Annotated in this window: 17 protein-coding genes; 16 read left to right on the top strand and 1 reads right to left on the bottom strand. The window is 36.3% G+C overall.

Going from position 1 to position 15960, the window contains the following annotated elements:
- The first annotated feature begins 201 nt into the window (after positions 1-201).
- From MLOOGBEN_RS23500 to MLOOGBEN_RS23470, 7 genes are all read left to right on the top strand, one after another.
- Entirely contained in the window at positions 202-1146 is a 945-nt protein-coding gene (locus MLOOGBEN_RS23500; RefSeq protein ID WP_179160697.1) for a c-type cytochrome, read from the top strand.
- Positions 1147-1238: 92 nt separating this feature from the next.
- Positions 1239-1949, top strand: coding sequence for a response regulator transcription factor (locus tag MLOOGBEN_RS23495; protein WP_179160696.1), 711 nt, complete (start codon positions 1239-1241; stop codon positions 1947-1949).
- A 166-nt stretch (positions 1950-2115) separates the two neighbouring features.
- The gene (locus MLOOGBEN_RS23490; RefSeq protein ID WP_179160695.1) at positions 2116-2295 is read left to right on the top strand and encodes a hypothetical protein; all 180 of its coding nucleotides are present in this window, start codon (positions 2116-2118) and stop codon (positions 2293-2295) included.
- 179 nt (positions 2296-2474) lie between these two features.
- On the top strand, positions 2475-2669 hold the full coding sequence (locus MLOOGBEN_RS23485) for a hypothetical protein (RefSeq protein ID WP_179160694.1): 195 nt from the start codon (positions 2475-2477) through the stop codon (positions 2667-2669).
- A gap of 10 nt (positions 2670-2679) precedes the next feature.
- The gene (locus MLOOGBEN_RS23480) at positions 2680-3804 is read left to right on the top strand and encodes a GerAB/ArcD/ProY family transporter (protein ID WP_179160693.1); all 1125 of its coding nucleotides are present in this window, start codon (positions 2680-2682) and stop codon (positions 3802-3804) included.
- Between the two features lie 2 nt (positions 3805-3806).
- Positions 3807-4985 (top strand): Ger(x)C family spore germination protein, encoded by a 1179-nt coding sequence (locus tag MLOOGBEN_RS23475; RefSeq protein ID WP_179160692.1) that lies wholly within the window; start codon positions 3807-3809, stop codon positions 4983-4985.
- Positions 4986-5022: 37 nt separating this feature from the next.
- Positions 5023-6516, top strand: a complete 1494-nt coding sequence (locus tag MLOOGBEN_RS23470; RefSeq protein ID WP_179160734.1) for a spore germination protein — start codon at positions 5023-5025, stop codon at positions 6514-6516.
- A 285-nt stretch (positions 6517-6801) separates the two neighbouring features.
- On the opposite strand, the gene MLOOGBEN_RS23465 is transcribed toward MLOOGBEN_RS23470, so the two are convergent.
- Positions 6802-8181, bottom strand: coding sequence for a polysaccharide deacetylase family protein (locus tag MLOOGBEN_RS23465; protein WP_179160691.1), 1380 nt, complete (start codon positions 8179-8181; stop codon positions 6802-6804).
- Positions 8182-8663: 482 nt separating this feature from the next.
- Here MLOOGBEN_RS23465 and MLOOGBEN_RS29465 point away from each other — a divergent pair, with 482 nt between their 5' ends.
- The 9 genes from MLOOGBEN_RS29465 to nikE all read left to right on the top strand — a co-directional run bounded on the left by MLOOGBEN_RS29465 (position 8664) and on the right by nikE (position 15688).
- Positions 8664-8789 carry a hypothetical protein gene (locus tag MLOOGBEN_RS29465; protein ID WP_256989249.1) on the top strand — a complete coding sequence of 42 codons (126 nt, stop codon included), beginning with the start codon at positions 8664-8666 and terminating at the stop codon, positions 8787-8789.
- A 25-nt stretch (positions 8790-8814) separates the two neighbouring features.
- Positions 8815-9096: a DUF2325 domain-containing protein gene (locus tag MLOOGBEN_RS23460; protein ID WP_179160690.1), complete on the top strand. Its 282-nt coding sequence runs from the start codon at positions 8815-8817 to the stop codon at positions 9094-9096.
- Between the two features lie 57 nt (positions 9097-9153).
- Complete coding sequence (locus MLOOGBEN_RS23455; RefSeq protein WP_179160689.1) at positions 9154-9612, top strand: flavodoxin; 459 nt, start codon at positions 9154-9156, stop codon at positions 9610-9612.
- A gap of 307 nt (positions 9613-9919) precedes the next feature.
- A complete protein-coding gene (locus MLOOGBEN_RS23450; RefSeq protein WP_179160688.1) occupies positions 9920-10321 on the top strand; it encodes an IDEAL domain-containing protein in 402 nt (133 codons plus the stop codon).
- A 248-nt stretch (positions 10322-10569) separates the two neighbouring features.
- Positions 10570-12204 (top strand): nickel ABC transporter substrate-binding protein, encoded by a 1635-nt coding sequence (gene nikA, locus MLOOGBEN_RS23445; protein WP_179160733.1) that lies wholly within the window; start codon positions 10570-10572, stop codon positions 12202-12204.
- 18 nt (positions 12205-12222) lie between these two features.
- A complete protein-coding gene (gene nikB / locus MLOOGBEN_RS23440; RefSeq protein WP_179160687.1) occupies positions 12223-13167 on the top strand; it encodes a nickel ABC transporter permease subunit NikB in 945 nt (314 codons plus the stop codon).
- Entirely contained in the window at positions 13164-13994 is an 831-nt protein-coding gene (gene nikC / locus MLOOGBEN_RS23435; protein ID WP_179160686.1) for a nickel ABC transporter permease subunit NikC, read from the top strand. The genes nikB and nikC overlap by 4 nt, the downstream gene beginning before the upstream one ends.
- 20 nt (positions 13995-14014) lie before the next feature.
- The gene (locus MLOOGBEN_RS23430; protein WP_179160685.1) at positions 14015-14833 is read left to right on the top strand and encodes an ABC transporter ATP-binding protein; all 819 of its coding nucleotides are present in this window, start codon (positions 14015-14017) and stop codon (positions 14831-14833) included.
- Between the two features lie 33 nt (positions 14834-14866).
- Complete coding sequence (gene nikE, locus MLOOGBEN_RS23425) at positions 14867-15688, top strand: nickel import ATP-binding protein NikE (RefSeq protein ID WP_179160684.1); 822 nt, start codon at positions 14867-14869, stop codon at positions 15686-15688.
- Positions 15689-15960: the final 272 nt, after the last annotated feature.

The following is a 15960-nucleotide window of genomic DNA, read 5'->3' as shown; positions in this document are numbered from 1 at the left end:
TAGGTTTTTCTCACTTGGATTCGGACGAAGTGGCCACTTTTTGTCCAATTGATGAACTCTCCTCTCCTGTACCCCATGTTCACGAAATGCTCAATTTTACTTAACCGAATCTTAACAAATCTCTTTGATAATGGGTTTGTAAAAACGATTCGGAAAGTCTTCTCTAATGAGAAGTCCCCGGATATGGAGAGGAGCTTAAACATGAATAAACTTTTTATTTCTTCCGTTGCCGCCTTTGTTGTCACGATTGCGCTTGGGTTTACTGTATTCTTCTTATTTGTACTAGATTCAAAGGGGAAACCGGAGGTGAGTTCTGCGGCATCCTCATTAATGCCTGGAGAACAAACAGAAACCAAACAAGACCATCCTTATTTACCTCCTAGTCTGGACGATATTCCAGAAGGGGAAGACGGGGAATTAATCAAATTAGGGCTCAGAGAACATAACGAAACAAACATGGTTTTGGATGGTTATGTAGGGAACAATCTAAGCTGCGCCAGTTGTCATGCGGATGGTGGAGTTGGTTCTTCGCTTGACTTAGTAGGTATTTCAAAAACTTATCCTCAATACAATCCTCGTGCTGGGAAAGAGGTTACAATCGAAGACCGTATTAACGGCTGTTTTAAAAGAAGTATGAATGGAAAACCACTTCCATTAGATAGCCAGGAAATGAAAGCAATGGTTGCTTATTATAATTATATTTCAATCAATGTTCCAGATGGTACAAAAGAAAGACCTTGGGCTAAAATGCCAAAAGCGGAAGGTGATCTAGCTATATTAGATGTGGAGGCAGGTAGAGAACTTTACAATAAAGCTTGCATTACCTGTCATGGTGAAGGTGGAGAAGGAGGTGCCTCAGGACTTCCTCTTTGGGGAGAAAAATCCTATAACATTGGTGCGGGTATGGCTCGTGTAAGAACAGCAGGAGGATTTATTAAAAAATATATGCCTAAAGCACCGATGGGTGGTTATGAAGCAGGTTCATTCACAGATGAAGAAGCGATGAATATCGCAGCATATATTAACTCTATGGCTAGACCAGATTTTCCTGATAAAATTTATGACTGGCCGAAAGGCGATGCACCGGATGATGCAGCCTATGAAACACTTGCAGGAAAAAGGATACGGACAATTATTAAGAGGTAATGACCCGTTAACAGCGGGTCGTTTTTCTATATATAAAACACTACCTTTTGTGAAACTCCTCTTATCACTATAATAGAGGCAAGGGGCTGAAGATGTTGGAAAATAAAAAATTAAGAGGTAAATCCATTTTAATTATTGATTGCGATAGGGAAAATAGAGCTGTGTTAAGATTTCATTTGACCATGCAAGGTTTTGAAATATTAGAGGCGGCTGATGGACAATCAGCTCGTGAAATGTACTTAAAACATGATCCTTGTTTTGTGCTTTTAGAAACATCTCTTCCTGATATGGATGGACTAGAAATATGCTCGTGGATACGTTACGAATTAGACAGTAACGTACCAATCATTATTGTATCTTTTAATAATACGGAGCAGGAAAGAATAGTTGGACTGAAACAAGGGGCCGATGACTACGTTGGTAAACCATATAATTTAGAGGAATTATCGGTTAGAATTGAAACGGTTTTACGAAGAACCGCCAATCGTTGCAGTAAACTTAGCTATAAAGGATTAACGATTAAACCATTAAGGGGAGTTGTGAAATTCCACGATGAAGTACTTGATTTAACCCATTTCGAGTATAGATTGCTTTATCTATTTATGACCCACCCAGATCAAATTTTTTCACGGGAACAAATCATCAATACCATATATAAAAAGAATGAAAAGATAATCAATGAACGAACAGTAGATGTCCATATCAAAAATTTAAGAGAAAAAATCGAGGAGTATACAGATTATCCCTTTATCGTAACATTAAGAGGGATTGGCTATAAGTTTGCAACTGTAGTGGGTAATTAGAATTATTAAATATCGGTCAATGCGATAATGGTGAATTTTTACTTTTTTCGAAATGGCAAAAGAAACACCTTCACCAAAGATGTTTCTTTTGCTCTTGTTTAAACTGTTTGGAAGCCTTTTTATAGTATTTCTTTTATTCCTAAATAAAACAGAGAAGGGGGATTACATGTTATTAGCGATACAATTATTAAATTGTATTCATCGATATAAGCTCTCATTTGAAGGCATTGATGTCGGAAAAGATACGAAGACACCAGTCAGCCCTAAATATGCAGACAAAGGTGAATTCGTCTTTAAAGGAGCACTACAAAAGTTGAATACACCCTTAAAGATTAAGGGTCCGTAAGGTTTTAGTACGCTGTCACTCTCTGAAAAATGACGAACTTAACTCACTATGAAGAAAAACTCTTGTCAGTAATAAAGATTTATTACTGACAAGAGTTTTTATATTTTTTAACAGTTGTATAAACTTCATCTGCTGGTAAAAACTACTTTTAAATGAAAACTTTGATTGGAGAAAAAAAGATGTTTCAAAATATCTTTGAACGTATATTAGGGTTTATTCCACAATCAGGTGTGTTTTTGTATGGAGGTCTCCTATTTATCATCATGAAAACTATTCAAAGGTTAAATGTCTGGGTAGAGAATAAAGTGAATCCCCCTTGGAAAGAGAAACGGAACCAAAAGGAATACTATTTGCAGCAGGGAAGCGATAAGTAGGTGTGAATTGATGGTAAATAAAGATAATTATCGAATATTAAGTTTGGAAATGACGATTACAGTAATGTCAACTATCATAGGTGTTGGAATACTTACTTTGCCGCGTTCACTTGCTAAAAGCGTTGGAACTCCCGATATTTGGATACCGATTATCATTGGGTTAATCGCTAATATGGCAATGGCTACACTCATTATTAAGCTGCATCAACGAACCCATGGACAAAGTATCCTTCAGTATGTCCAAGAAAAAAATATGGTGGGCTACTTTTTAACTAAATTTCTTACATTAGGTTTTATATGTTATTTCACTTTTATTATCTCATTTGAGGCACGAATTGTTACAGAAGTTGTAGGTGTGTATTTAATTAACCAAACACCTTCTGAAGTTGTAATTATTTTTATGTATTTAGCTATCACTTATGCGGTTACGAAAGGCTTACAAGGGGTTATTCATTTGAATTTACTCTTTTTTCCAATTGTTTTCCTTGTGCTTTTATTCATTATTATGTTTAATTTACAAGAGTTTGATTATAGAAGTTTATTACCGATAGGCGCAGAAGGAATGGTACCCATTATAAGAGGCTCAAAAGAAACAATCGTTTCCTTTCTAGGTATAGAGATTTTATTTTTTTTTATGGTGTACTCTGATAAAAAGTCAGTTTCCTCAAAATATATAAACATCGGCTTAGCAATCGTAGGGATATTATATTTATGTTTTACCTTATTAGCCATTTCAATATTAGGACTTGAAGCCACGAAAGTGGTTACCTATCCGACTATTGAACTTACGAAAGAAATAGAGATTATTCAAGGGTTAATTGAACGATTAGAACCGTTAATTATCATCGTTTGGATCTTGACGATATTTAATACAATGTCAAACTTTCATTTTATAGTCACAAATATTGTAAAAGAGCAGTTTTTTCCTGGAATTAGAGCTGCTTCTATAGCAATAATACTCGCTACCATTTGTTTCGTGATCACTTTCATTCCAAATTCTCTCCAAGAAACATTTTCTTTTGGAGATTTCATCGGATATTTAGGTTTAGGGTTAACACTTTTTACGATCATGATCGGTTATCTCTATATTGTTAAAAATAAAAAACGTGACACAGAACAAAGTGAGGTCCGTTAAGTGTGAAGAAGCTTGTACTGATAATAGGAATACTGACACTGCTAACTGGATGTTGGGATATAAGAGAAATTGATGAAATGGGTTTCGTTCTTGCGATTTCCCTTGATCCACAAGATGATCAAGAAATAAAGGAGCATTTTGTGGATGAATCTAAAAAGCTTGAGACCCAGATGTTCAAAACGACCTATCAAGTAGTTATTCCCCGCGTTCTTAGTGAAGGAAATCCATTAGAAAAAAAAGCCTTTTTTAATATAAGTACAACCGGAAGAACGAATTTTAAGTCAAACCGTAATATTGTGTCTCGTCGTAGTAGAAGGTTAAATTATGAGCATTTAAAAGTGTTAATCATTAATGATCAACTTGTGAAAGATGTGTTTATTGAAAATTTAATTGATTATTTTATAAGAGATCACGAGATGCGCCGTGATACTTTAGTTTTTATTTCTAATGGAAATGGAGAGAAAATATTAAATCAAAAACTCCCTCTTGAAATAATGCCTGCTATTTCCATAAAAATGATACAAGAAAATTATCGGGCACACCACGGTATGCTAGCAGATTTAAACATTGGTGAGCTATCAAAGAAAGTCCTTGAGGAAAAAAGTTATCTGATTCCACATATTGTTCATAAACAGGGTGATTTCAAGATTGCTGGTGCTGCAATTATGCAATGGAATAAATTTAAAGGTTGGTTAGGGGAGGAGGATATTGACGGGGTTAATATCATACTGAGTGACACTGAGAATTCAGTTGTCGAAGCGAGCTATAAAGGTAAATTGTTTGTTTATGAAACAAGTAACTTAAATACATCTATTAAATATACGCAAAAAGACGGAGTGGATCATTTTCATTTATTAATTAAAAGTGAAGGTTCTTTTGTTGAAAATTGGGTAGATAATATTAAGTTAAGTGAGCAAGAGACAAATGAACAACTACAAAAAGAAGTAGCAAAAGAAATTGAGAATAAGGCACTAAAAGTAATCGAGAAACTGCAACATCAATATTATGCAGATGCCCTCGGTTTTGGTAAATATGTGAATAGGAAAACACCGAAACATTGGAAACAAATTAAAAAAGAGTGGGAAGGGGAAAATGGCTATTTTTCAAAAGCAAATTTTACCGTCGAAGCAGAAGTGCGAATTCGTGATTATATGACAAAAGAAGAAATTGATGTGAATTGAGGTATGACCCTTGCTTAAAAAAACATTTTCAAAATTAATGTCTGATAATACAAGGGGAAGAACAGAATATCCCTTGCAATTAAGTAAAAATATCGATGAAACGATTACATTAGTAACAAATATCGTTGGTGAAAGTGATGACATTATACAACGTGATTTTTTAGTAGGGAAAAAAATTAAAGCATCGTTGTTTTATGTAGATGGTTTAGCTGATAAAGATCGAATTGAAAAAAATACAATTGAACCTCTACTGAAATATTCAGTTAACGAAAAACAGAAAAGCATATTACTCGAGCAATTATTAGATGAAGTTGTCTTTCATTGTGATGTCAGAAAGGAAAAGTCGTTTGAAAAGTCCATTTTTCAATTATTATCTGGTGAAGCACTGTTAGTCATTGATGGGATAGATGAAGTTTTGCTTTTTGCAACTCGTAGTAATAATGAACGCAGTATTGATGAGCCAGAAAGTGAAGTGGTTGTTAGAGGACCAAGGGACGGCTTTATTGAATCGCTTCAAACGAATGTCATGTTAATGCGAAGAAGGGTCCGAGATCAATACTTTGTTGTTCAATATGGAAATATAGGCAGACGCTCAAAAAAAGATTTTGCCATTTTGTATATTAAAGGAATTACCAATCAAGAGTATATTGATAAAGTTCGTTACCGTATCTCCTGTATTGATATGGATGATGTTGTTGATACTGGATCACTTGAACAGTTAATTGAAGATAATCCACTTTCCATTTTTCCACAAACTTTACGAACTGAGCGCCCTGATAGAACAGTAAATGCGTTAATGAACGGCCAAGTGGTTGTCTTATTAGATGGAAGTCCTTTTAGTTTAATGGCACCAGTTACATTTCATATGCTTTTTCAATCTCCAGAAGATTATTATGACCGTTGGCAAATTGGGTCATTGATTCGAGTCCTTCGTTATTTAGGAGCTTTTATAGCGATGTTTCTACCAGCATTGTATATTGCGATGGTTTCATATCAACAAGGGATGATTCCAACGACACTAGCATTATCGATTGCAGGGACAAGAGAAGGGGTGCCTTTTCCTGGATTTATAGAAGCTTTTTTTATGGAAATTACTTTAGAGCTATTACGGGAAGCTGGAGTTAGATTACCTCGTCCGGTAGGTCAAGCAATAGGAATTGTAGGTGGTCTTGTCATTGGTGATGCCGCTGTTCGTGCTGGGATTGTTAGTCCAGTAATGGTGATTGTTGTTGCCCTAACAGCTATCGCTTCTTTCGTCCTTCCTTCATACAATGTCAGTATATCACTAAGAATATTACGCTTTTCGTTAATGATTGCGGCATCTCTGTTTGGATTATATGGAATACTAATTGCCTACATTTTCATTAATATTCACTTAGTTGGTTTAAAGAGCTTTGGGACATATTATACATCACCGTTTGCACCGTATCGGTATGCAGAATTGTTAGACACTGTTATTAGAGCACCGTTAAATTTACTATCAAAACGATTTGAAGAATTAAAACCAGATGATCAAAGGAGGTCAAAATGAGATAAATGGGTCAGTTTTGAGTGGAATGGTAACACCATAACTTTTATCCGACAATTAATTATTTTGTAAACAGCTTAAAATTGTTTGATAAAAGGGCTTATGCGTTAGTTAATCAAACGATTGATTAGTTGAATCAGCACTAACCAAACGTTTGATTAAAATCGCTTTAAATACTGCCAAACCTGGGTTTAATACCCCTGAGTGGGGAGAAAATTGTCGAGAAGAGTATCAAGGAAAAATGTTGGAAAGTTTTCGGATTACTAGGCAATGGCAATACTGCCTTACTTATTGAAGCTCAGGTCTAGCTTGGTCGATCACCTTACTGATTTCAAACAAATCTTCAAGTCTATCTGGGAACTGCAGCATGGCCTGACCGTCCAGAGGCCTTCTAGTCATCCTGATATACTCTTTCCCGACCTGCAGCCAAGGATCTTTATATACACCACAAAAATAATCAAAGCCACTATCTTTTAAGTATTGATATTTTTCACTATCGTAAATATCTGGATCTTCAATATCAATTCCAAATGGGTAAATATAGATATCCGTAGGTCCAATTAATGACCCAACTTCCTCTTTCCACTTATTGGTATCGTCTACGACGAATGAATAATTATATTTGTTCATATCACGATGACCATAGCTATGTGAGGCAAATTCCCAGCCCCATTCCTTTAGTGCTTTGACAACTTCCACTACAGCTTCTTTATCCTGTTGGTAGGTTGGTGAGTTTGGGTCTTGTGTTCTATAACCTAGAACACCTTCATACCCGGTTAAAGCTAGTATTCCTCTTGCGCCTTTATATGAAAAATCAGGGTGCTCTGCTATAAATGTTTCTAACACGGGTATTAAATCATAATCTCCAAAAGAAGTGGTTCCATCATTAAGTATCATTTCAGCAGTGGGTCTGCCATTCTCGCCAATAACAATCTTTGCTGCAAAACCATCCCCATCCATATATTTATAATAATTTACATCATCTTGAGATAGGACAAAAGGCTTTTTATCTGGAGGAAGCATAATATCTCCTGGAACAAATCGTGTCGACCCATCCTCTAATGTCTCTTTTTTTGCTACATCATGGATACTTACAAGCACATAGCCCGCATTGTACATTTCTGTCATCATATCTTTAAACTCTGAGACGGTGGTCATATAATAATTGTAACCATTTGAATCATTATCTCCATCAAAGGCTTTATAGGTGTCTGCAATTAATGAATGAAAAAATACATGGTTAATTTGATCAATGGAATGATAGGAACCTAATGATACCATGCGCTCTTTTTCAAGATGATAGTTTGCTAGTGCCTCAGTTATGGTATCATTTGTTCCAAATTGCTCAGTAAAAGCTTGTAGTAAGTCAATAGCTCCCTTAAAGTCATATCCTAATGCTAAAGTCTTTGCATGTTTAATAACTAGATTAACCTTCTCTTCAAGCTCTTTTTCCTTTTTGAGATCCTCTGTATTAACAGAGGTATCCTCCTCAACAGATTCTTCAATTTTATCTTCCACCTGATTACTGGCTGGTGAATGGCTCCCAATATTCTTTAAACCTCTAGCCGATATATATAAAATGAATACGGCTAAAGCACAAAGTGCAATACGAATAATGATAAAATTCCTTCTGATTCTTTTCTTCTTATATCTCTGTGTTCTTGGCATCTCTTTGCCTCCCTTTATCATCTATCAATTAGAATTATGAAATTTGGGATTCAAAATCTTTTCCTAGCAGTTTCTAATCTATAACAGTTAGACGTTATTCTAAATAAATCTGTTACTCTTCTTTTCCTTAGTTTTTCATATGAATCGTCCCAATTAGTGGGGGAGTCCCCAGATAAATTAACGCTTTATTTTTCTTGCTGAATAAATAAAAACATTTGCTCCTTTAGAAAGTGAATTCTAAATTCCATTTCTCTGGCATGTTGCCTGCTAATTTTAAGATAATTCGATTAATTAACTTGACAATGATAATCATTTTCATTTACAATCAATTTGTATCGATAATGATAATCATTATCACTGAAGAAAGATCTAAGTAAAAAGATTGTTTTAATAGTTAACAATGAAATGTTATAAAGACCACATAGAAAGTAAGTACCTACACAGGTAGACCGGAAGAAAGATAATTTTGGGGAGGGAAAAAAATGGCTAAAATCCTAATTTGTGAATGGTGTGGTTTTATTGATGACGAGGATGTAGTCGGGGTTCAATCTAACCATTATCAATGTCTATGTTGTGGGTTGTATGATGTGGACATAACTGAAAATTAACTATTTGAGATATGGAGAGGATACAATGACTTCGTTACTTATCATAGGTGCCGATCATCTAGGGGTTATTCGAGACAAATTAACATCCGTTGGATTTGATGTAGTCTTACATATTAATGGAAGAAAGGTACAAATGGTTAAAAAAGAAATACCAGAAAAAATTAATTGCATTCTTGTATTAACGGATTACGTAAATCATAATCTGTCAACTGTTATAAAGAAACGAGCTAAAAATCAGTGCATTCCCATTTATTATGCTAAGCGTTCTTGGTGTTCCATCTATAATGCGCTTAAAGGTTGTAAATAGCTTCATACTTTTGGTTTTTATTGAGAATCATTATCAATTTTTTTGGAGGGGATATAATTGGCAAAGGTAATTCTGATTTTTGCTAGCATGAGTGGAAATACAGAAATGATGGCGAAAGCCGTTTCTGATGGTATAAGCGCAATGGGAGAGGGCTTAAAAATAATAGATATTATAGACGGACCAGATGCAAAGGAATTAGAAGATTATGATGGAATTTTGTTGGGAGCTTATACATGGGGTGACGGTGAATTACCTGCTGATTTTTTGGATTTTTATGATGAAATGGATAGCATTCATTTAACAGGAAAAAAAGCTGCAGTTTTTGGTTCGTGTGATTCCGCCTATTCACAATACGGTGCAGCAGTAGATATCTTAACGGAAAAGCTTAGAGAGCGAGGGGCGGAGGTGTATCCTCAAGGATTAAAAGTTGAATTAACGCCAGAGAAGGAAGAAGAAGAAGCCTGCCGAACGTTTGGAAAGAATTTTGTTACATTCTTAAGAAACTCAATTGATTAAAGGAAAGGGAGGATCAACTACATGATAAACAGGCACTCAATAGTCTCCGTGAAAACTATGACCGATTATCACTTAGAGTCGTTTATAAGGTGCCCTTATAAATTTTATTATCAACATATTCTAATTCACTGACAGAATGTTGGAGTTGTCCATTTAAACACAAATGTTATGACAGTCCAAACAGCTTTAAAAGGATGGACCAACCTAATAAGGATTTTTTGCACTGATCAAATCAAAAAGCAAAGTCCTTTTAATTTTATTTTGAAAGGTCTAGATGAAATTCATACCATTAATGGGAGAGATGAGAATGTTTGGACATTATTTTGCCGTTAAAACGTTTGAACATCAGATTGATTGTTTTTGTCCAGATGGCAATCATGCAGAATATATAACAATTAATGAAGGCGATATAATTGAAGTCACGAATGAACGTAAATTCACAATGGCTAACGGATGGTATTTTTTAGTTATAATCAATGAACGATGTATCATCTTTATGGCCCTCGAAGATTTAGAAGAGTATTTTATGAAAGAACAGCTTTTATCCATGTTTGACATTGACCTTAAAATTAACTATTTACAATTTAAGATAAATCAAGCTCTTGATACAGGGAATGAAGCGTCATTTATAAATTTTACCAAGAAATTAAAAGAATCAAATTATCTTAAGGAAAAATGGGATAAGTATTTAAGAAACGTTACAGTGTAACATAAACCAATTTTTATAGTTGGGGCTCGGATCATGTTGCAACACGGTAAAAGTCTAGCTGCTGAAATTGCTAACATTTTGCTAATATAGAGGATTTTAATGGAGGCTTCTCATAAGTTCGCTGAACTTTTGGGAAGCCTCTTGAACTTGAATACTTTGTGAAATATCTGAATCTTTATTGACAATTGGCATATGGGAATCTACTATTGATAATAGTTATCATTATCACTTAGGAGGATCAATTTATGATGTTTAACCCTAAAAACAAAAAACGACTTTTGCTTATGGCTGTATGGGTTCTGATAGTATCGATGGCTTTACTTGGCTGTTCAAGCGGTTCAGTAGAAAAAGAAAACTCTAAATCTAGCAATAAAGAAACGGAAAGTATGGTTACCTTTGCTTGGCCAAGAGATATAGGCGAAATGAATCCTCATATCTATAACCCATCTCAATTATTTGCCCAATCTATGGTGTTTGAGCCTTTAGTCAGCTACCAAGAGGGTGGAGAGTTAAAACCACATTTGGCAGAGTCGTGGAAGATTTCCGAAGATGGGAAGGAATATTTGTTCATCATACGTCAAGGTGTGGAATTTACAGATGGTACAGTTTTTAATGCAGAGATTGTGAAAAAGAACTTTGATGCGATTTTAAAAAATGCAGCGACACACAGTTGGTTAGGATTTATTTCGAAGATCGACCAAACTGAGGCTGTCGATGAGTATACCTTTAAATTAACCTTAAAAGAACCTTATTACCCTACTATTCAAGAATTAGCGGTCGTACGTCCAGTCCGATTCCTTGGGGAGGCAGGTTTCCCTGAAGATGGTGACACCTCGAAAGGTGTAGTAAAGCCAGTTGGGACAGGTCCATGGGTATTAGATGAGTATAAAGTGGATGAATATGCTGTTTTTAAACGGAACGAAAATTATTGGGGAGAGCTCCCAACTGTAGAGAAAATCAAAGTAAAAGTAATTCCTGATGCTGAAACCCGTGTACTTGCGTTTGAAAAAGGGGAATTAGACCTGATTTATGGTGAGGGTGTTATCAGTATCGATTCTTTTAAACAACTAGAATCAACAGGTTCATATGGGAATAGCATTTCTGAACCAGTCGCAACTAGACAGCTGGTCATGAATACGAACAAAGAACAGCTTTCAGATGTACGTGTTCGTCAAGCCTTACATTTCGGCTTTAATAAATCAGCGATGGTTGAGGGTGTGACATCTGGTATGGAAGAGAAGGCTGACTATATCTTACCAACCAATTTCCCTTATACTTCCAATGTGAAAGCAGATACATTCGAGTATAATGTTGAAAAAGCGAAACAATTATTGGACGAAGCTGGCTGGAAGCTGCCAAAAGGTAAGACTGTTCGCGAAAAAGATGGTAAATTGCTGGAAATTGAGTTAATGTATAACTCTGCTGAAGTAATCCAAAAAACAATGGCTGAAACATTACAGTCTGAATGGGCTGGCTTAGGTGTTAAATTAAATATTGCCGGAGTTGAGCTTACCACTCAAGTTGAAAGATTCAAAGCGAATGAGTTCGATATGAATTTCTATAGTAACTTTGGTGCTCCATATGATCCGCATACTTTCGTAAACATGATGGCTACAGAAGGATTTGGATTTAGAGAAGCAATTTCATCTTATCCTAACAAAGAAGAGTTACAGAACCAAATAGCTGAGGTTCAACAAACAACGGGTGAAAACGAGCGTCAACAACTATACACGGAGATTTTAGGCTCACTTCAAGAGCAGGGTGCAATTGTACCTATTTCGTATATTAAGAAAATAGCTATCTATCAAAAGGATGTTACTAATTTTACATTCCCTGCTAACCGGGATGAACATCCATTTACAGGAATGAGTAAGAAGAAGTAATCGACAGGGGAGTTTTGCATGGGTACTTATGTCTTGAAACGAATCATCACCATTGTTCCAATCTTTCTTTTGGCCACTTTACTAACATTTGGCATGATCAATCTATCGCCAGTGGACCCAGCTGAGGCATATTTTGCTGCTGCACATATCCAAGCGACAGATGAGATGTTGGAACAAAAAAGACATGAGTTTGGCTTAGATCAGCCTCTCTTTATTCAATATGTAAATTCCCTAATAAAAGTAGGGCAATTTGATTTTGGCATATCATATGTTACCAATAAACCCGTATGGCAGGAGATTTCCGCTCGTTTACCAGCTACTATTCAGTTGACGATCGGCAGTCTCTTGATCGCTATCCTAGTAAGTGTTCCAATTGGGTTTTTAGCAGGTATAAAGAAGAACAGTGGAATGGACCATTTAAGTCGATTCCTCTCTTTTATAGGGGCATCCATCCCATCCTTTTGGCTGGGGTACTTATTGATATTTTTCTTTTCTGTAAAACTAGACCTTTTCCCAGTAGAAGGGATTGGAACGTGGAAGCATTTGGTTTTACCTTCCGTCACACTGGCTTTCCCGTTAATCGCACTCTATACCCGACTATTACGGGCAAGTGTTCTTGAGAATTTACAAGAGTCTTATGTACTCTTTGCGCGGACGAGAGGGGTTCATGAAAAAATCATCATGGGGAAGCATGTATTAAGAATTGCCATTTCCCCGATGATTACCGGGCTTGGAATGAATCTTGGGAACTTAATGACAGGAGCGATCATTGTAGAGGCAGTCTTTTCATGGCCAGGGTTTGGGCGTTTTTTTATTGAGGCTGTTTTTAATCGTGATGTTCCTGTTATTCAAGGCTACGTGCTGTTGGCAGCAGGAATATTCCTTATTAGCAACTTACTAGTAGACCTGGCCCAAATGTATATTGACCCACGTATTTCTAGAAGAGGAAGGCAATACCAATGAAAGTAAAGCTCCGTGATCGATTAAAAAGTCAAAAAGTGATCGTCATTTGTTCAAGTATATTGGGCATTTTATTCTTAATTACCCTTTTTGCTCCGTGGATTGCACCGAATGATCCGATTGCTGTCAATTTAGCGCATAAGCTACAGCAGCCTTCATGGGACTATCCGTTAGGAACAGATCATCTAGGTCGATGTACATTTTCGCGAATCCTTTATGGGGCACGAATTTCGCTAGGGTTTGCTATGCTCATCTTTGTTTCGGCTTTAAGTATTGGTTTGATTATCGGGATCGTTGCTGGGTATAAGGGTGGCTGGGTTGATCAATTGTTAATGAGACTGGGTGATGGACTAATGGCGATCCCAAGCCTTTTGTTTGTTCTTGGTTTTGTGGGCATTTGGGGAGCCGGTCTGAAGCAGGTGATTTTAGGATTAATTCTCGTACAATGGGTTTATTACGCCAGGGTCATTCGAGGGATGGTTCTAAGCTTGAAAGAACAGAACTATATTACGGCTGCTAAAATCAGTGGTTCGTCTACATGGACTATCATGAAAAAACATATTATTCCTAACGTTCTTCCATCACTCGCTGTAATGGGAACATTAGAAATGGGTTGGGCGATTATGAACTTATCCTCCATGTCCTTTTTAGGCTTGGGTGTGCAGCCTCCTACACCTGAGTGGGGGGCGATGATTCTTGAGGGAAAGTCCTATATCCGAACACATCCAGCCTTAATGATCTATCCGGGTTTCATGATTATGCTAGTTGTTGTTACCTTTAATTTATTAGGTGAATCACTATCAGAACGGTTTGGAGTTAAACGCCGCTAATGAAAAAGGACTGTTTAAAAATGGAAGATATTTTAAAGGTAAAAGATTTACATGTGCAAGTTAGAACTAATGAAGGTTCTGCCACACTCGTTCAGGCTATTTCATTTGGAATAAAAAAGGGCAAGATCTTAGGTCTTGTCGGGGAAAGCGGCTGTGGAAAAACGGTTACAAGTATGTCGATCCTCCAGCTCCATGATATGAAAAATGTGGATATTAGAGGGAGTATTACACTGCAAGGCAGGGAATTGAATGGTCTAGCAAACAAAGAAATGCGGAAAATTCGCGGTAAGGATATTGCTTTTATCATGCAGAATCCGATGAATGCTTTTACTCCCGTGTTTACGATTGGTCATCAATTTATTGAAACCATTCAATCTCATACAGGACTAAACAAAAAGCAGGCAAAGGAGCTTGCGATTGGTGTGATGGAAAGTGTTAACCTGCCGGACCCGGCTAAATTGTTGAAAAACTATCCTTTCCAATTAAGTGGTGGTATGCTGCAACGGGTGATGATTGCCATAGCTGCCTGCCTGGAGCCAGCTGTTATTATTGCCGATGAGCCCACTACAGCCCTTGATCTTCATAGTCAATCATTAGTACTGCATCTATTAGATAAGATTCGTTCTGAGTATGGAACATCTATTCTACTCATTTCTCATGACCTTGGAGTTATTTCTGAATTGGCTGATGATGTAATCGTGATGCGAAATGGGAGAATAGTTGAAACAGCAAATGTTTTTGAATTATTTGATAAGCCACAACATGAGTACACGAAGAAGCTGTTAAAGACTAGACCGACCTTATATTCTCAAAAACAACCCTACACCAATATGTTGTAACGGGCAAAACGAATTTTCCAAGGGGTGAAGCCATTGAGCTTATTACAGGTAAAACAAGTAAACTTTAGCTATAATTCTAAAAGACTTTCTAAAGGGAATAATCCAACAAATAATATTCTTAATGAGATTTCCTTTGCTATTGAAGAAGGGACATGTTTGGGATTAATTGGTACAAGCGGAGCTGGTAAAAGTACCTTAGGGAAAGTAATTCTCGGGATTCAACGCCCACAGCAAGGTCAGGTTTTGTTTCAAGGACATGACATTTACAAATTAAATAAAGCTACCCAACAAAAAATACGCCGTGATCTCCAAGTTGTATTTCAGGACTCATATTCTGCTGTTAATCCCCGAATGACAGCCGAACAAATTATAAGCGAGCCATTGGAGAACTTTGAAAAGCTATCTGTAGGGGAAAAAAGAAGAAGGGTTATAGAGCTATTAGAAAGAGTAGGCTTAAGTGAAAGGGATCTAAAAAAGTACCCTCATCAATTTAGTGGTGGACAATTGCAAAGGATAAATATTGCGAGAGCAATTGCTCTTAAACCGAAGTTAATCGTCCTTGACGAATCAGTAAGTAGTTTAGATATGGTTACACAAAGCTTAATCTTAAAATTATTAAGTAAATTAAAGGATGATTTCGGTTTATCCTATCTTTTTATCACACATGATATTAAAGCAGCTTTTTCGATATCTGATCAAATTGGTGTCCTTGAAAAAGGAGAATTGATAGAGCTTTACGATTCAAAAGACCAATTTTTTTCCTCCAAACATCCTATAGTTAAACGATTAAGAGACTCCATCCTTGCTGAACACCCACGTTTTCGTACACTTACAACGAAGATGAAACTGGGTTAGCAAAAGTGGACATTTAAATAATCGTAAAGTCAGATAAAATAAACTTAAAATAAGTTGCTAAAGACGGCTCCAAAAACATTCAAAAGGAAAAATTCCGTTACTATATTCCTGGGGCAAAAAGCAGGTGTAATACGTGCGATCAAGACCTTTTAAAATGTAAGAATATAGTATGATGTATCCGCAAGGACAGGGGAACCTGTCTTTTTCTACATTATGAAAGAAATTATACTTTAATAGGTTATTAACCTCATACTACTTATTTGGTTAAGGTT

Origin of the sequence: Bacillus sp. EB106-08-02-XG196 (genome assembly GCF_013396335.1) — a bacterium.
In the GTDB taxonomy this organism is placed as follows: Bacteria; Bacillota; Bacilli; order Bacillales; family Cytobacillaceae; genus Neobacillus.
Note: the sequence above shows the minus strand (reverse complement) of the source record. Positions and strands in the feature narration are given on the sequence as shown.